12 protein-coding genes are annotated in these 13,236 nt (G+C 58.2%); 7 read left to right on the top strand and 5 right to left on the bottom strand.

What is annotated here, in order from left to right:
• Positions 1–16: 16 nt before the first annotated feature.
• The 3 genes from IM284_RS08040 to IM284_RS08030 form a co-directional block, all read right to left on the bottom strand.
• Positions 17–511, bottom strand: coding sequence for a molybdopterin-dependent oxidoreductase (locus tag IM284_RS08040; protein ID WP_028012099.1), 495 nt, complete (start codon positions 509–511; stop codon positions 17–19).
• Positions 512–858: 347 nt separating this feature from the next.
• A complete protein-coding gene (locus IM284_RS08035; protein WP_047367579.1) occupies positions 859–2,070 on the bottom strand; it encodes an L-dopachrome tautomerase-related protein in 1,212 nt (403 codons plus the stop codon).
• A 45-nt stretch (positions 2,071–2,115) separates the two neighbouring features.
• Positions 2,116–2,910 carry an SDR family NAD(P)-dependent oxidoreductase gene (locus tag IM284_RS08030; RefSeq protein ID WP_047367580.1) on the bottom strand — a complete coding sequence of 265 codons (795 nt, stop codon included), beginning with the start codon at positions 2,908–2,910 and terminating at the stop codon, positions 2,116–2,118.
• 98 nt (positions 2,911–3,008) lie between these two features.
• Here IM284_RS08030 and IM284_RS08025 point away from each other — a divergent pair, with 98 nt between their 5' ends.
• Complete coding sequence (locus IM284_RS08025) at positions 3,009–3,908, top strand: LysR family transcriptional regulator (RefSeq protein WP_047367581.1); 900 nt, start codon at positions 3,009–3,011, stop codon at positions 3,906–3,908.
• A gap of 36 nt (positions 3,909–3,944) precedes the next feature.
• Here IM284_RS08025 and IM284_RS08020 read toward each other — a convergent pair whose 3' ends face one another.
• Both IM284_RS08020 and IM284_RS08015 read right to left on the bottom strand, forming a co-directional pair.
• On the bottom strand, positions 3,945–5,729 hold the full coding sequence (locus IM284_RS08020; protein WP_047367582.1) for a diguanylate cyclase: 1,785 nt from the start codon (positions 5,727–5,729) through the stop codon (positions 3,945–3,947).
• Positions 5,730–5,848: 119 nt separating this feature from the next.
• Positions 5,849–6,958 carry an AI-2E family transporter gene (locus IM284_RS08015; RefSeq protein ID WP_047367583.1) on the bottom strand — a complete coding sequence of 370 codons (1,110 nt, stop codon included), beginning with the start codon at positions 6,956–6,958 and terminating at the stop codon, positions 5,849–5,851.
• A gap of 337 nt (positions 6,959–7,295) precedes the next feature.
• On the opposite strand from IM284_RS08015, the gene mmuP reads away from it, so the two are divergent.
• The 6 genes from mmuP (at position 7,296) to tauD (ending at position 13,199) form a co-directional block, all read left to right on the top strand.
• A complete protein-coding gene (gene mmuP, locus IM284_RS08010; protein WP_041911121.1) occupies positions 7,296–8,696 on the top strand; it encodes an S-methylmethionine permease in 1,401 nt (466 codons plus the stop codon).
• Complete coding sequence (gene mmuM / locus IM284_RS08005) at positions 8,683–9,615, top strand: homocysteine S-methyltransferase (RefSeq protein WP_047367584.1); 933 nt, start codon at positions 8,683–8,685, stop codon at positions 9,613–9,615. Before mmuP ends, mmuM begins: the two co-directional genes overlap by 14 nt.
• A gap of 174 nt (positions 9,616–9,789) precedes the next feature.
• Entirely contained in the window at positions 9,790–10,752 is a 963-nt protein-coding gene (gene tauA, locus IM284_RS08000) for a taurine ABC transporter substrate-binding protein (protein ID WP_028012107.1), read from the top strand.
• A gap of 10 nt (positions 10,753–10,762) precedes the next feature.
• A complete protein-coding gene (gene tauB, locus IM284_RS07995) occupies positions 10,763–11,530 on the top strand; it encodes a taurine ABC transporter ATP-binding subunit (RefSeq protein ID WP_047367585.1) in 768 nt (255 codons plus the stop codon).
• A complete protein-coding gene (tauC, locus tag IM284_RS07990) occupies positions 11,527–12,354 on the top strand; it encodes a taurine ABC transporter permease TauC (protein WP_047367586.1) in 828 nt (275 codons plus the stop codon). The genes tauB and tauC overlap by 4 nt, the downstream gene beginning before the upstream one ends.
• Positions 12,351–13,199, top strand: a complete 849-nt coding sequence (gene tauD, locus IM284_RS07985) for a taurine dioxygenase (protein ID WP_041911116.1) — start codon at positions 12,351–12,353, stop codon at positions 13,197–13,199. The genes tauC and tauD overlap by 4 nt, the downstream gene beginning before the upstream one ends.
• Positions 13,200–13,236 lie beyond the last annotated feature (37 nt).

Here is a 13,236-nt window from a genome sequence, read left to right as displayed (position 1 = left end):
ATGTTCTCCTGAACTGCTATTCAATCTTCATTTTGCTAACCTGCCATGCTGAACGCGAGTAATAAATTTGATTATTCAACTCAGGAAGACTGTCATAAGGGTATACAATGAATGATGGGCCTTTATCGCGGATACGCATATATTCGCCATTAATCTTTAAGGCAAGAATAGCGTTATATTTCTTAAAATCGCTGAGAGGAATAGCGGTTGCGTAATCATTAAGGGCAATAACATTAACGACAGAACCCTTTGCTCCAACATAATCCATGAGTTTGTTCATTGGAACACCCTCAAACTTCGTCCTGCCCGTATACCAGGGAGATGTCGTCTCGAAACTCACCATCCCGAGTTTTTCAAGGCTTGCGAGATCAAACACTGCTTTTCCATCTTCGTTAGTATTTTCTATATTCCCGTAAATCGTCAAAATGGGTTTTCCGGCGGGTTTCGGCAGTTCACCCGCCCAGGCTAAACTCTGAACCAGACAGCATACCAGCATTAGGATTAATCGCATTATGGCCTCCACTTTTGCACAGAAGTATATGAATTATAATTTAGTTATCACAGTAGTTTATGTATTTTATTGCGTCGCTATTACTTCTGTACGCGAATGAGGGGTAATTGCAAGGTAATCAAATGGTTATGAGATTGCGGAAGAGTGATTTCAATCACATACAACACCTCTTTTTTTTGAGGCACGCTACGCTTACTTGAATAAACTCTCTTACGTTTAAAAAACGATCGCTTTAATTGAGCGTTATTTCCTCACCTCAAAGAATGTACCTGTGATGGACAGGTAAAAAAAACGCCACCCAATGGACGGCGTCGTCATATTTAGCGATTGTTCAGCACGGTGCTCCGTTACTTTTTTGCGCCCGGTGAAGCGCTGAGCGGCAAACGCCATAGCTCGTAGCGTTCATGACCGGGTTTGACCGCGCCAGCAAAGTGGTCATTGAGGCTGCTTGAGGTGAAGATCAGGTCACCGTCCGGACGTATAGCCGGCGTGTCTGGCCAGCGTACGGCTTCATTTGCAGCAATAAGCGACATTGTACGGGTCTTCGGATCATACCGGACAATGCCGTTGCGGGTGACGTCCGTAATATAGAGGTTGCCCCTTGCATCGGTCACCAGGCCGTCCGTGTTGCCTCCTACCGTACCCAGATTCTGGATTTGCCCGGCAATCTGCGCATCGGTTGAGCCGTGTTGCTTCAGAACGGCGGTCGGGAGCGCGTACGCATGTGTTCCCGTCGTTACCGTCCAGTACAAGGTCTCTGCATCGGGAGAAAGCGCAATGCCGTTGATGCCAATCAGCAGCGGTTTACCCGGCCACACTTCCGCACCGTGGGAGACGACTTTTACGCCGGGTTCAACCTGCAGGGCAGGGTGGCGATCCAGTACGCGTCGGGCTGTACCGGTGTTGAAATCCACAACGATCAGACCAACACGGTTTTCAGGCGCACTTCGCGATCCGCTGTCGGAAATGTATGCGATACGACGATCCTCATCGACAACGACATCATTGAGGAAGCTCGCCTTACGGTCAGCCACGCTGTCCAGGGGGATCCGTTTAACCGTGCGGCCCGAGTCGAGATCCAGCACGACCAGCTTCTGCGAACCTACGGGGGATTCCGCTTCTCCCGCGACGAACCCCATATCCAGCGCCCATAACCAGCCGTTCTTACGATCAACATAAAAGCCGAGCACGTTGCGCAGATGTCGGTCGGGAGCAGAATCTATCGCATTACCCTGGCGGGACGGAAATGCCGTCAGGCGCGCCGGGCCCGACTGTGTGCGGGTATCCAGAATGCTTAACGTGGCGGGCGCGCTGGCCGAAACCAGTCGCGGCGTGCTGACAAAGGCGCGGCCCTTTGCATCAAAGTGAATACCGGCGACAGGAGCGTTAACCGACCCGGAAAAAGGCGCTGGCTGCCCGCTCTCAGGTGTATCCCAGCTTACGCCTGAGTAGCTGCGCCAGCGTTCAAGAGGCACCTGATTCGCCGCGCTGGCGCAGCTTGCGAAAGAGAACAATGCCGCCATCGCAATGGCGGAGAAAGTACGGGTACAGTGGGACATACATGCTCCGGTGAAGAGAGTAAGATACGGCGTCTTAATCCGGTATCAAAGAATGGAGCGGAACGTGCCGCCCTCGACGCGTACCGCAGCTCCGTTAGACGCTGCGCCGAGTGGGCTTGCCAGCAGCGCGACCATAGCGGCTATCTCGTCAGCCTCGATCATTCGTGCGATCAGCGAGCTGGGGCGGTAGGTCTGGAAGAAATGCGCTTCGATCTCCTGGTCTGTCATGCCCGGTTTGGGGGCTGTCTGGCGCAGGTAATCAATGATGCCGTCAGAGCGGGTTGCGGAAGGAAGTACGCTGTTGACCGTCACGCCCGTGCCCTTCGTCAGCTCGGCCATTCCTCGCGATACGGCCAGTTGAGCCGATTTGCTGACGCCGTAATGCACCATGTCAGGCGGCGTGAAAGCCCCCACTTCGCTGGACATAAAAATCACCCGGCCCCAGTTACGGGCAAGCATGCGTGGAAAGTAATGGCGGGAAAGACGAACCCCGGACATCACGTTAATGTCGAACATACGCAGCCACTCCTCGTCGGTTATGTCGGCGAAGGCTCTGGCTTCATAAAAGCCCAGGTTATTGATAAGGATATCGGTATCCGGGCAGGCCTCGAACAGCGCTTCTGTACCCTCAGCGCTCGCCAGATCGGCGACAACGGCGGATACCTGCGCCTGGGGAGCCGCGTGGGTTATTTTCGATACTGCATTTTGCAATTTTTCCCGATCGCGTCCGGTAATCGTAACGGCAACGCCTTCGCGCGCCAGCGTGCTGGCGATAGCCAGCCCAATTCCTGCGGTAGCTCCAGTGACAAGTGCGGTCTTACCAGTGAGTTGAAGATCCATAATTTTTGCCTTTTGGGGATAAGTGCGGTCACTTTACTCATCGCCCAATCGGAGATAAATTAGCGAAATTGAAAAACATTTGTTCCTGAAAGAGCAAAATGAGCAGAAAATTTGATTATCTCGGCGATGTTGAAGTCTTCATTACTGTCGTTGAACATGGCTCATTTACCGCGGCTGCGGTTGCTCTTTCAACCACCCCCTCAGTCCTGAGCCGCGCGGTGTCCCGCCTTGAGGTGCGTCTTGGACGACAGCTATTACAGCGCACCACACGTCGCGTGGGGCTAACGGAAGCCGGACGGATTTATCTTGAGCAGGCGCGTTCTGCTTTTTCCCTGCTTGATGAGGCTGAACGTGATGGCCGGGGGCAGGAGGGCGATCTGACCGGACGGGTACGGATCAGCGTCCCGACCACGTTCGGACACTATTGTCTGCCGCCCTTGCTCGCTCGCTTTTCCCAAAAATATCCGCGCGTTAAGGTGGAGTTGAACATCACCAATCGCAACGTAGACCTGATCGCCGAAGGATTCGATCTGGCTATTCGTCTGGGTCAGATGCCTGATAGTGGATTCGTCGCGCGTAAACTGCAGGATGCGGCACTGCTTTTGGTCGCCTCACCCGCTTACCTTCAGCGGATGGGAATGCCGCAAACGCTGGATGAACTGCAGCAGCATATGTGTCTGCCTTTTATCATGCCGCGTACTGGCCGTATTGCCCCCTGGGTATTTCGCATGGGCGAACGCGATGTGGACTGGCTGCCGGCTTCCACCATCGAAACGTCAGATGATGTTCTTGGCGTGGTATCGCTGGCTGAATGCGGGATGGGGATCTGTCAGAGCTATGAATTTATCGTTCGTGAGCGGATACAGCGCGGCCAGCTTGTGGAGGTGCTCCCGCAACTGCGCGGACGTTCGCGGCCTTTCTCGCTGATTTATGCGCCTCACCGGCGTCAGTCGGCTGCCACCCGGGCCATGATCGATCTTCTGACCACGGAACAATGACGCGGGTGTCTCCGTCATGAAAAAAGTGTCTTATTCTTAACCCGCCTCCAGCATCCCAAAACTCACAATTCGCGAGCGTCCCAGCTCTTTCGCCCGGTACAGTGCCACGTCCGCGGCGCGCAGCAGGTTGTCACTTTGAGCATGCTCTGGATAGCTGGCGATACCAATCGACACATCCACCGGCCCAATCTCGGTCAGCCCATAGCGAAGCGATAGCGCATGCACGCCGTTGTAAATCTTCTGCGCGCAGGCGTGCGCTTCTGCTTCACCGGCCCCGGGAAGCAGAACCAGAAACTCCTCGCCCCCGTAGCGGAATGCCAGCCCGCCGTCGTGCGCGGCCCGCTGAACAATCGTCGCCACGTTTTTGATTACCTGATCGCCGGCCTCGTGACCAAAGCGGTCGTTAATGTTTTTAAAGTGATCGATGTCGATCATCATGCAGCTTAACGGCTCGCCGTTGCGCATGGCCTGCGTCATTTGCGTGTGCAGGGTGTCTTCCAGATGATGACGATTACGCAGGGCGGTAAGCGGGTCAAACAAGGCTTTTTCCAGCAGCGCGTCGCGCAGGCGCTGATTCGCCAGCGCCAGTCCGAGCGCCTCGGCCATCAGTTCCAGATACGCGCGTGCAGGAGCATTTTCCGGGGTGATGTTCTGGAACGAGAGCAACCCAATGGCCTCGCCCTGGGCGATAAGCGGTACGCACAGCGCGCTTTCCGCCTGTGATTCCGGGAGATGATAGCAGGCGACATCCGGTTCACCGTTAACCGGCGGGTGGCTCTGACCGCGACGCACGGCCCAGCACGCATCGGGGTGGAACGTGGCCTCATCATCTGCCGGTGAAAGCCACTGGGCGACGCAGCGCATTTGCCACGGATCGCGGTCAAAAACGTAGAGCCGGCCCGCTATCCCCGGCGCGATATTGGGCGCAAACAGCTCCGCCACGTTGATCACATCGTCAAAGTTTTCACACCCCTGCAGCCGCTGCGTCATGCGCGCCAGCAGCTCGCGGATGGCCCAGTCGGCGTCACGCTCTTTTTCCAGACGCTGTCGCGCAAGGCCGTTTTCACGAAAGATGCGGATGGCCTGGGCCATATCGCCAATCTCATCAATCTGGTTAAAGTTGGGCGTTTCAACGGCGAAGTCCTGAGAGGCCAGACGGTGAACCACGTCGCTCAGGCGTACCACCGGGCGCAGCACGCGGCGTTTTAATATAAAGCCGAGCACAAACAAGAACAGCAGGGCGGTCAGGCCAACCATCACTTCAGAAGCCGTGCGCAGCGCTTTCGATTTTTTCGTCGCCTCCCGCACGGAGGCAATGACACGTTTGTCGAGTATCTGGCGAAAGCGATCGATTTGGGTTTGTGCGCGCTCAAGCTCCTGCTCGTAGGGCATGCCATAGAGCAGGGCAACGGCCTGCGCATCTTCACCCCGGGCCGCGCTCGTCAGTGCCGCCTGCTGCTCATCCTGCAGTGCATCAATGATTTTTAAACCATCATGTAGCAGGGCCAGCTCGTCATCTGAAGCGCCGGTGTCCTGCAGTTTCTCCAGCTTCAGCTCGATGCTCTTCAGTTTTTTCTCTGACGCATTGTACTCATCCAGGATTTGCGGATTTTTTTTGATGACATACAGGCGCGCTAAATCGGACTGTTTCCAGGCGTCGGTTTCAATATTTTCTGTAAGCTCATCAAAATTTTGACGTAGTTCAATGGCCTGACGTTCGGCGGTGTCAGCACCGGAGGCCATCAGCATGATAATGCCGGAGGCGATAGTCAGGCAGACCGTGGCACCGTAGGCCCAGTTGGTTATTGTCGCGATTCGCACCTGGAGATCCTTTTACCGCATAAAGAGGATGGCGTTCTTCAAATTATAGAAAACGTATGATTTAAGGCGAAAAAAAAGGCGGCACAGCGCCGCCTGATGTGGTCGTTATCGTCACGTCCCTACAAATCTGGAGAGTTTTTTCCCTCTTCGATGAACTCGGCGTCCAGCTCTTCGGCATTGCCCGCGTGATCGCGGCCGGAGAAGAGGTTCCAGCAGGCGATAAACAGCGCGGCGATGAGCGGCCCAATCACAAAGCCGTTAATGCCGTACAGCTCCATACCGCCGAGGGTAGTGATTAAAATCAGGTAGTCCGGCATTTTGGTGTCTTTCCCCACCAGCAGCGGGCGCAGGATATTGTCCACCAGCCCGACAATAATCACGAAGAAGCCAACAATAAACAGCCCCTGCCAGAGCTGGTGCGTGGCGAACAGGTAAATGGCGGCTGGCACCCAGACAATCGCCGAGCCGACGGCGGGAACCAGCGAGAGGAACGCCATCAGCGCGCCCCAGAGCACGCTGCCGTCGATGCCCACGATGGCAAACGCGATCCCGCCGAGCGTGCCCTGAACGACGGCCACCACTGCCGTCCCTTTCACCGTCGCCCGGGAGACGCCGACGAACTTGGCGAACAGGTGCTGTTTAACAAAATCAGACAGCGGCAGGGAGTCGAGGATCTGGCGTACCAGATACGGTCCATCCTTCAGCAGGAAGAACAGCAGATAAAGCATGATGCCGAAGCTAATCGCAAAGCCAAACGTGCCTTTGCCGATCAGGAACGCGCTGCCTGCCAGATACTGCCCGCCCTGCAGCGCAACGTCGGAGAGTTTTTTCTGGATCTGCGCCGCGTTGGTCAGGTTGTGATCCGCCAGGAAGCCGCTGGCCCAGTCCGGCAAGTGGTTGAAGATGCTCGCCACTACCTCCGGGAATTGGGTGTTGTTCTCCTGAAGCTTCGTGTAAACCACGTTCAGCTCAATGGCGAGCGAGGAGAGGATCACCATCAGCGGGATGAAGACGATCAGGCAGATAATGCCAATCGTCAGCAGCGAGGCCAGCCCGTTGCGATCCCCCAGCGCGGCGCGCAATTTGTTTTTTACCGGGTTGAAAATGACGGTCAGAATAGCGGCCCACAGTATCGCGGAGAAGTAGGGCGACAGCACGTCGAAGAAGGCCCAGGTCACAAGGGCGAGAATGAAAATAAAGAAACCTTTGGTCAGTCCGTTAAAGCGCATCAGTCAGTCCTGGTTACTAAGAAACTGTGACGACTATAGAACCGATTGCGAGAATTACCAACCCGGCGGCCAGTTCAGCAATATCGCAGTATGAATTTGCGCTTCACGGATAGCACTTTCGACTGACCGAAGATCGCACGTTCCCGCACCATGCTGTTAGTATCTGCTTGCGGAGGTGCTTATGGCCTGGCGTCCCATTCTTTATGTGATCCTCACAACCCACCCCAGACTCAGCGCGCGACGTGCCCGTTTACGTCTGGTCATCTAGCTTTTTATTAACAATCGCGGTATAACACCTTCTTTGGATGTTTAGATGTCCATACGTATAGAAGGTAATATGCAAACACAACAAGAAAATGGACAGCTTAAGCGCACCATGAAAACACGCCACCTGATTATGCTCTCACTGGGCGGCGTGATTGGGACAGGGTTATTCTTCAATACCGGATACATCATTTCCACCACCGGTGCGGCGGGCACGCTGCTGGCGTACCTGATCGGCGCGCTTGTGGTCTGGCTGGTGATGCAGTGTCTGGGCGAACTCTCCGTGGCGATGCCGGAAACCGGCGCGTTCCACGTCTATGCCGCCCGCTATCTCGGCCCGGCGACGGGCTATACCGTGGCGTGGCTCTACTGGCTCACCTGGACGGTGGCGCTCGGCTCGAGCTTTACCGCCGCCGGGTTCTGCATGCAGTACTGGTTCCCGCAGGTGCCCGTCTGGGCGTGGTGCGTGGTCTTTTGCGTAGTGATTTTCGGCCTTAACGTCATCTCCACGCGCTTCTTTGCCGAAGGGGAATTCTGGTTCTCGCTGGTGAAGGTCATCACCATCATCGCCTTTATCATCCTCGGCGGGGCGGCGGTCTTTGGTTTCATCCCGATGCAGGACGGTTCACCCGCGCCGGGCTTAAGCAACCTCACCGCCGAGGGCTGGTTCCCGCACGGCGGCCTGCCGATCCTGATGACCATGGTGGCGGTGAACTTTGCCTTCTCCGGGACCGAGCTTATCGGCATCGCAGCGGGTGAAACGGAAAATCCGCATAAGGTCATTCCGGTTGCGATCCGCACCACCATCGCGCGGCTGATCATCTTCTTTATCGGCACCGTGTTTGTGCTGGCGGCGCTGATCCCGATGCAGCAGGCGGGCGTGGAAAAAAGCCCGTTCGTGCTGGTGTTTGAAAAGGTCGGTATTCCTTATGCCGCTGATATTTTTAACTTCGTGATCCTGACGGCGATCCTCTCGGCGGCGAACTCCGGGCTGTACGCCTCCGGGCGCATGCTGTGGTCGCTCTCGAATGAGAAAACGCTCCCGCGCTGCTTTGCCCGCGTGAACAAAAACGGCGTGCCGCTGACGGCGCTCTCGGTTTCCATGCTCGGCGGCGTGCTGGCGCTGTTCTCAAGCGTGGTGGCCCCGGACACGGTGTTTGTCGCACTCTCGGCCATTTCTGGCTTTGCGGTGGTGGCGGTGTGGATCAGCATCTGCGCGTCGCACTTCGTTTTCCGTCGCCGTCATCTGCAGTCTGGCCAGCCGCTCTCTGCGCTGCAGTACCGCGCGCCGTGGTATCCGCTGGTGCCGGTGCTCGGTTTTATCCTCTGCGTGGTGGCCTGCGTCGGCCTGTGGTTTGACCCCAGCCAGCGCATTGCCCTTTATTGCGGGCTTCCGTTCGTCGCCCTGTGTTATGGTGCCTACTACCTGACCCGAAATATGACATCGCAGGAGCCTGAACATGTCGCAGAATAATCCGCTTACCGCCATCCTTGAAAAACAGCCGTTTGTAGTGCTGGATGGCGCAATGGCAACGGAGCTGGAAGCGCGCGGCTGTAACCTTGCTGACAGCCTCTGGTCGGCCAAAGTGCTGGTGGAAAACCCGGATCTTATCCGTAAAGTGCATCTTGATTACTACCGCGCGGGCGCGCAGGTGGCGATCACCGCCAGCTACCAGGCCACGCCTGCGGGCTTTGCGGCACGCGGTCTGGATGAGGCGCAGTCCCGCGCGCTGATTGGCAAAAGCGTGGAGCTGGCGCGTAAGGCGCGCGAAGCGTACCTGGCCGAAAACCCGCACGCGGGCACGCTGCTGGTAGCGGGCTCCGTTGGGCCGTACGGCGCGTATCTGGCAGATGGCTCAGAGTATCGCGGCGACTACGTGCGCAGTGCCGAAGAATTCACAGAATTCCATCGCCCGCGCGTGGAAGCGCTGCTGGACGCGGGGGCAGACCTGCTGGCCTGCGAAACGCTGCCGTCGTTCACGGAAATAAAGGCGCTGGCCGCGTTGCTGACGGCGTATCCCCGCGCACGGGCGTGGTTCTCCTTCACCCTGCGCAACAGCGAGCACCTGAGCGACGGCACGCCGCTGCGGGAGGTGGTTTCTTCTCTGGAGGACTATCCGCAGATCGTCGCGCTGGGCATCAACTGTATCGCGCTGGAAAACACCACGGCGGCGCTGAAGCAGTTGCATAGCCTGACGCCGCTGCCGCTGGTGGTCTACCCGAACTCGGGCGAGCATTATGATGCGGTAACCAAAACCTGGCACCACCACGGCGAAGCGTGCGAGACGCTGGCGGGGTATCTGCCGCAGTGGCTGGCGGCTGGAGCGAAGTTAATCGGCGGATGTTGTCGCACCACGCCGAAGGATATTGCAGAGCTGAACGCGCAGCGCTGAGTTTGTGCCGGGTAAGGCGCAGGCGCCACCCGGCACAAACCAACCGCACAAAATCAACTATCCTTTCCCGCTTTTTTTCTAAAAACGAATCGTCATTAGCGATTCTTTTTTATTCCTTTATCAAAATTCCCGCGCCGGAAATACTGCCCTCATAACAACAGGGGAGCAGGCACTATGGCAATTTCATCGCGAATCACACTTCTCGGCGCGCTGGCGCTGTGGGCATTTCAGGCGCAGGCGGTGGACGTTACCGTCGCGTATCAAACCTCGGCTGAGCCGGCGAAGGTTGCGCAGGCGGACAATACCTTTGCGAAGGAGAGCGGCGCGAAAGTCGACTGGCGCAAGTTCGATAGCGGCGCGTCCGTCGTGCGTGCGTTAGCGTCCGGCGACGTGCAGATTGGCAATATCGGCTCCAGCCCGCTGGCGGTCGCGGCCAGCCAGCAGGTGCCGATTGAGGTTTTCCTCCTCGCCTCTCAGCTCGGTAATTCCGAAGCGCTGGTGGTGAAGAAAAACATCACCAAACCGGAAGACCTGATCGGCAAACGCATCGCCGTGCCGTTTATCTCCACCACCCACTACAGCCTGCTGGCGGCGCTCAAACACTGGGGCATCAAGCCGGGGCAGGTGCAAATCATCAATCTTCAGCCGCCGGCGATTATCGCCGCCTGGCAGCGCGGGGATATTGACGGGGCCTACGTGTGGGCACCGGCAGTAAACGAGCTGGAAAAAGACGGCACCGTGCTGACCGACTCCGAGAAAGTGGGCCAGTGGGGCGCGCCGACCCTCGACGTGTGGGTGGTGCGCAAAGACTTTGCCGAGAAACATCCTGAGGTGGTGAAAGCCTTCGCCAAAAGCGCAATTGCCGCCCAGCAGCCGTACATCAGCAACCCGGATGAGTGGCTGAAGCAGCCCGCCAATCTGGAAAAACTCTCCCGCCTGAGCGGCGTGCCGGAAGCGGACGTGCCGGGGCTGGTGAGGGGCAATACCTATCTGACCCCCGCGCAGCAGGTGCAGCAGCTAAACGGGCCGGTGAGCAAAGCGATTGTAGATACCGCCACCTTCCTGAAAGAGCAGGGCAAAGTGCCTGCGGTCGCGGCGGATTACAGCCAGTACGTCACCGACCGCTTTGTGAAATAAGGAGTCCGCCATGCTGAACATTACGAACCTGTATGCCGATTACGGTGGTAAACCCGCGCTGGAGGACATCAACCTGACGCTGGGCAGCGGTGAACTGCTGGTGGTGCTCGGCCCGTCCGGCTGCGGAAAAACCACGCTGCTGAATCTGATCGCCGGGTTTGTACCGTATCAGCACGGCACCATTCAGCTGGAAGGCAAAAAGGTGGATGGCCCTGGCGCCGAGCGCGGCGTGGTCTTTCAGAACGAAGGATTGCTTCCGTGGCGCAACGTGCAGGAGAACGTGGCGTTTGGGCTCCAGCTTGCGGGCGTGAACCGTGAACAGCGGCTGGCAACCGCGCGGGCGATGCTGAAAAAAGTGGGGCTGGAAGGGGCGGAAAAACGCTTTATCTGGCAGCTTTCCGGCGGCCAGCGTCAGCGCGTCGGGATCGCCCGCGCGCTGGCGGCGAATCCGCAGCTGTTGCTGCTGGACGAGCCGTTCGGGGCGCTGGACGCCTTTACCCGCGAGCAGATGCAAACCCTGCTGCTGCGCCTGTGGCATGAGACGGGCAAGCAGGTGCTGTTGATTACCCACGATATCGAAGAGGCGGTGTTTATGGCGACCGAGCTGGTGCTGCTCTCGCCGGGGCCGGGGCGCGTGCTGGAGCGGCTGCCGCTTGAATTTGCCCGTCGCTACGTCGCTGGGGAGCCGGTGCGCAGCATCAAATCCGATCCGCAGTTTATTGAGCAGCGTGAATACGTCTTAAGCCGCGTGTTCGAACAGCGGGAGGCCTTCTCATGAGCATCGTCTTTAGTGAAAAAACGCGCCGCACCCGTCCGGCGCTGCGCTGGCCGTTCTCGCGCCCGCTCACGTTGAGCGTCGGCACGCTGCTGGTGCTGCTGGCAGCGTGGTGGGCGGTTGCGGCCCAGCAGTGGGTCAGCCCGCTGTTTCTGCCGCCGCCGGGACAGGTGCTGGCGAAACTCATCTCCATCGCCGGGCCGCAGGGCTTTATGGACGCTACGCTCTGGCAGCATCTCGGCGCAAGCCTGACGCGCATTCTGGTGGCGCTGCTGGCGGCGGTGGTTATCGGTATCCCGGTCGGGATCGCGATGGGCCTAAGCCCGACGGTGCGCGGCATCCTTGACCCGCTGATTGAGCTTTACCGCCCGGTGCCTCCGCTGGCCTATTTGCCGCTGATGGTGATCTGGTTCGGTATCGGCGAAACGTCGAAAATTCTGCTGATTTATCTGGCGATTTTCGCGCCGGTTGCCATGTCGGCGCTGGCGGGCGTGAAGAGTGCCCAGCAGGTGCGGATACGCGCGGCGCAGTCGCTGGGGGCCAGCCGTACGCAGGTGCTGCTGTTCGTGATTCTACCCGGCGCGCTGCCGGAGATTTTAACCGGGCTGCGCATCGGCCTCGGCGTGGGCTGGTCCACGCTGGTGGCGGCAGAGCTGATCGCCGCCACGCGAGGATTAGGGTTTATGGTTCAGTCGGCGGGAGAGTTCCTGGCGACTGACGTGGTGCTGGCAGGGATCGCGGTAATTGCCGCGATCGCCTTCGGATTAGAACTGGGGCTGCGCGCGCTACAGCGCCGCCTGACGCCCTGGCATGGAGAAATACAATGAGTGAACGACTGACCATCACCCCGCTGGGGCCGTACATTGGCGCGCAGGTGTCGGGCCTGGATGTGTCCCGCCCGCTGAGCGATAACCAGTTTGAGCAGCTGTACCACGCGGTGCTGCGCCATCAGGTGGTGTTCCTGCGCGAGCAGGCGATCACCCCGCAGCAGCAGCGCGCGCTGGCGTTGCGTTTTGGCGACCTGCATATTCACCCGGTCTATCCGCATGCGGAAGGGGTGGAGGAGATTATCGTTCTGGATACCCACAACGATAATCCGCCGGACAACGACAACTGGCACACGGACGTCACCTTTATCGAGACGCCGCCCGCCGGGGCAATTCTGGCAGCAAAATTACTGCCAGAGACCGGCGGCGATACGCTGTGGGCGAGCGGGATTGCGGCGTTTGAGGCGCTCTCTGCGCCGTTCCGGACGCTGCTGAGCGGCCTGCGGGCGGAGCACGACTTCAAAAAATCGTTCCCGGAATACAAGTACCGTAAAAGCGAAGAGGAGCATCAGCGCTGGCTGGAGGCGGTGGCGAAGCATCCGCCGCTGCTGCACCCGGTGGTGCGTACCCATCCGGTCACGGGCAAGCAGGCGCTGTTCGTGAACGAAGGATTCACGACGCGCATTGTGGACGTGACGGAGAAAGAGAGCGACGCGCTGCTGGGATTCCTGTTCGCACATATCACTAAACCGGAGTTTCAGGTGCGCTGGCGCTGGCAGGAGAACGACCTGGCGATCTGGGATAACCGCGTGACGCAGCATTACGCCAACGCGGACTATCTGCCGCAGCGAAGGATTATGCAGCGGGCGACGATTTTGGGGGATAAGCCGTTTTACCGCCCCTGATCCTGGAGTACCCGTAGGCCGGGTAAGCGCAGCGCCA

Origin of the sequence: Enterobacter cloacae complex sp. P12RS (genome assembly GCF_014895875.1) — a bacterium.
In the GTDB taxonomy this organism is placed as follows: Bacteria; Pseudomonadota; Gammaproteobacteria; order Enterobacterales; family Enterobacteriaceae; genus Enterobacter; species Enterobacter bugandensis.
This window is presented reverse-complemented; position numbering and strand designations above follow the sequence as displayed.

Coding starts and splice junctions, on each gene's coding strand:
- IM284_RS08040 (WP_028012099.1), bottom strand. CDS start 511: ATGCGATTAATCCTAATGCTGGTATGCTGTCTGGTTCAGAGTTTAGCC.
- IM284_RS08035 (WP_047367579.1), bottom strand. CDS start 2,070: ATGTCCCACTGTACCCGTACTTTCTCCGCCATTGCGATGGCGGCATTG.
- IM284_RS08030 (WP_047367580.1), bottom strand. CDS start 2,910: ATGGATCTTCAACTCACTGGTAAGACCGCACTTGTCACTGGAGCTACC.
- IM284_RS08025 (WP_047367581.1), top strand. CDS start 3,009: ATGAGCAGAAAATTTGATTATCTCGGCGATGTTGAAGTCTTCATTACT.
- IM284_RS08015 (WP_047367583.1), bottom strand. CDS start 6,958: ATGCGCTTTAACGGACTGACCAAAGGTTTCTTTATTTTCATTCTCGCC.
- mmuP (WP_041911121.1), top strand. CDS start 7,296: ATGCAAACACAACAAGAAAATGGACAGCTTAAGCGCACCATGAAAACA.
- mmuM (WP_047367584.1), top strand. CDS start 8,683: ATGTCGCAGAATAATCCGCTTACCGCCATCCTTGAAAAACAGCCGTTT.
- tauA (WP_028012107.1), top strand. CDS start 9,790: ATGGCAATTTCATCGCGAATCACACTTCTCGGCGCGCTGGCGCTGTGG.
- tauB (WP_047367585.1), top strand. CDS start 10,763: ATGCTGAACATTACGAACCTGTATGCCGATTACGGTGGTAAACCCGCG.
- tauC (WP_047367586.1), top strand. CDS start 11,527: ATGAGCATCGTCTTTAGTGAAAAAACGCGCCGCACCCGTCCGGCGCTG.
- tauD (WP_041911116.1), top strand. CDS start 12,351: ATGAGTGAACGACTGACCATCACCCCGCTGGGGCCGTACATTGGCGCG.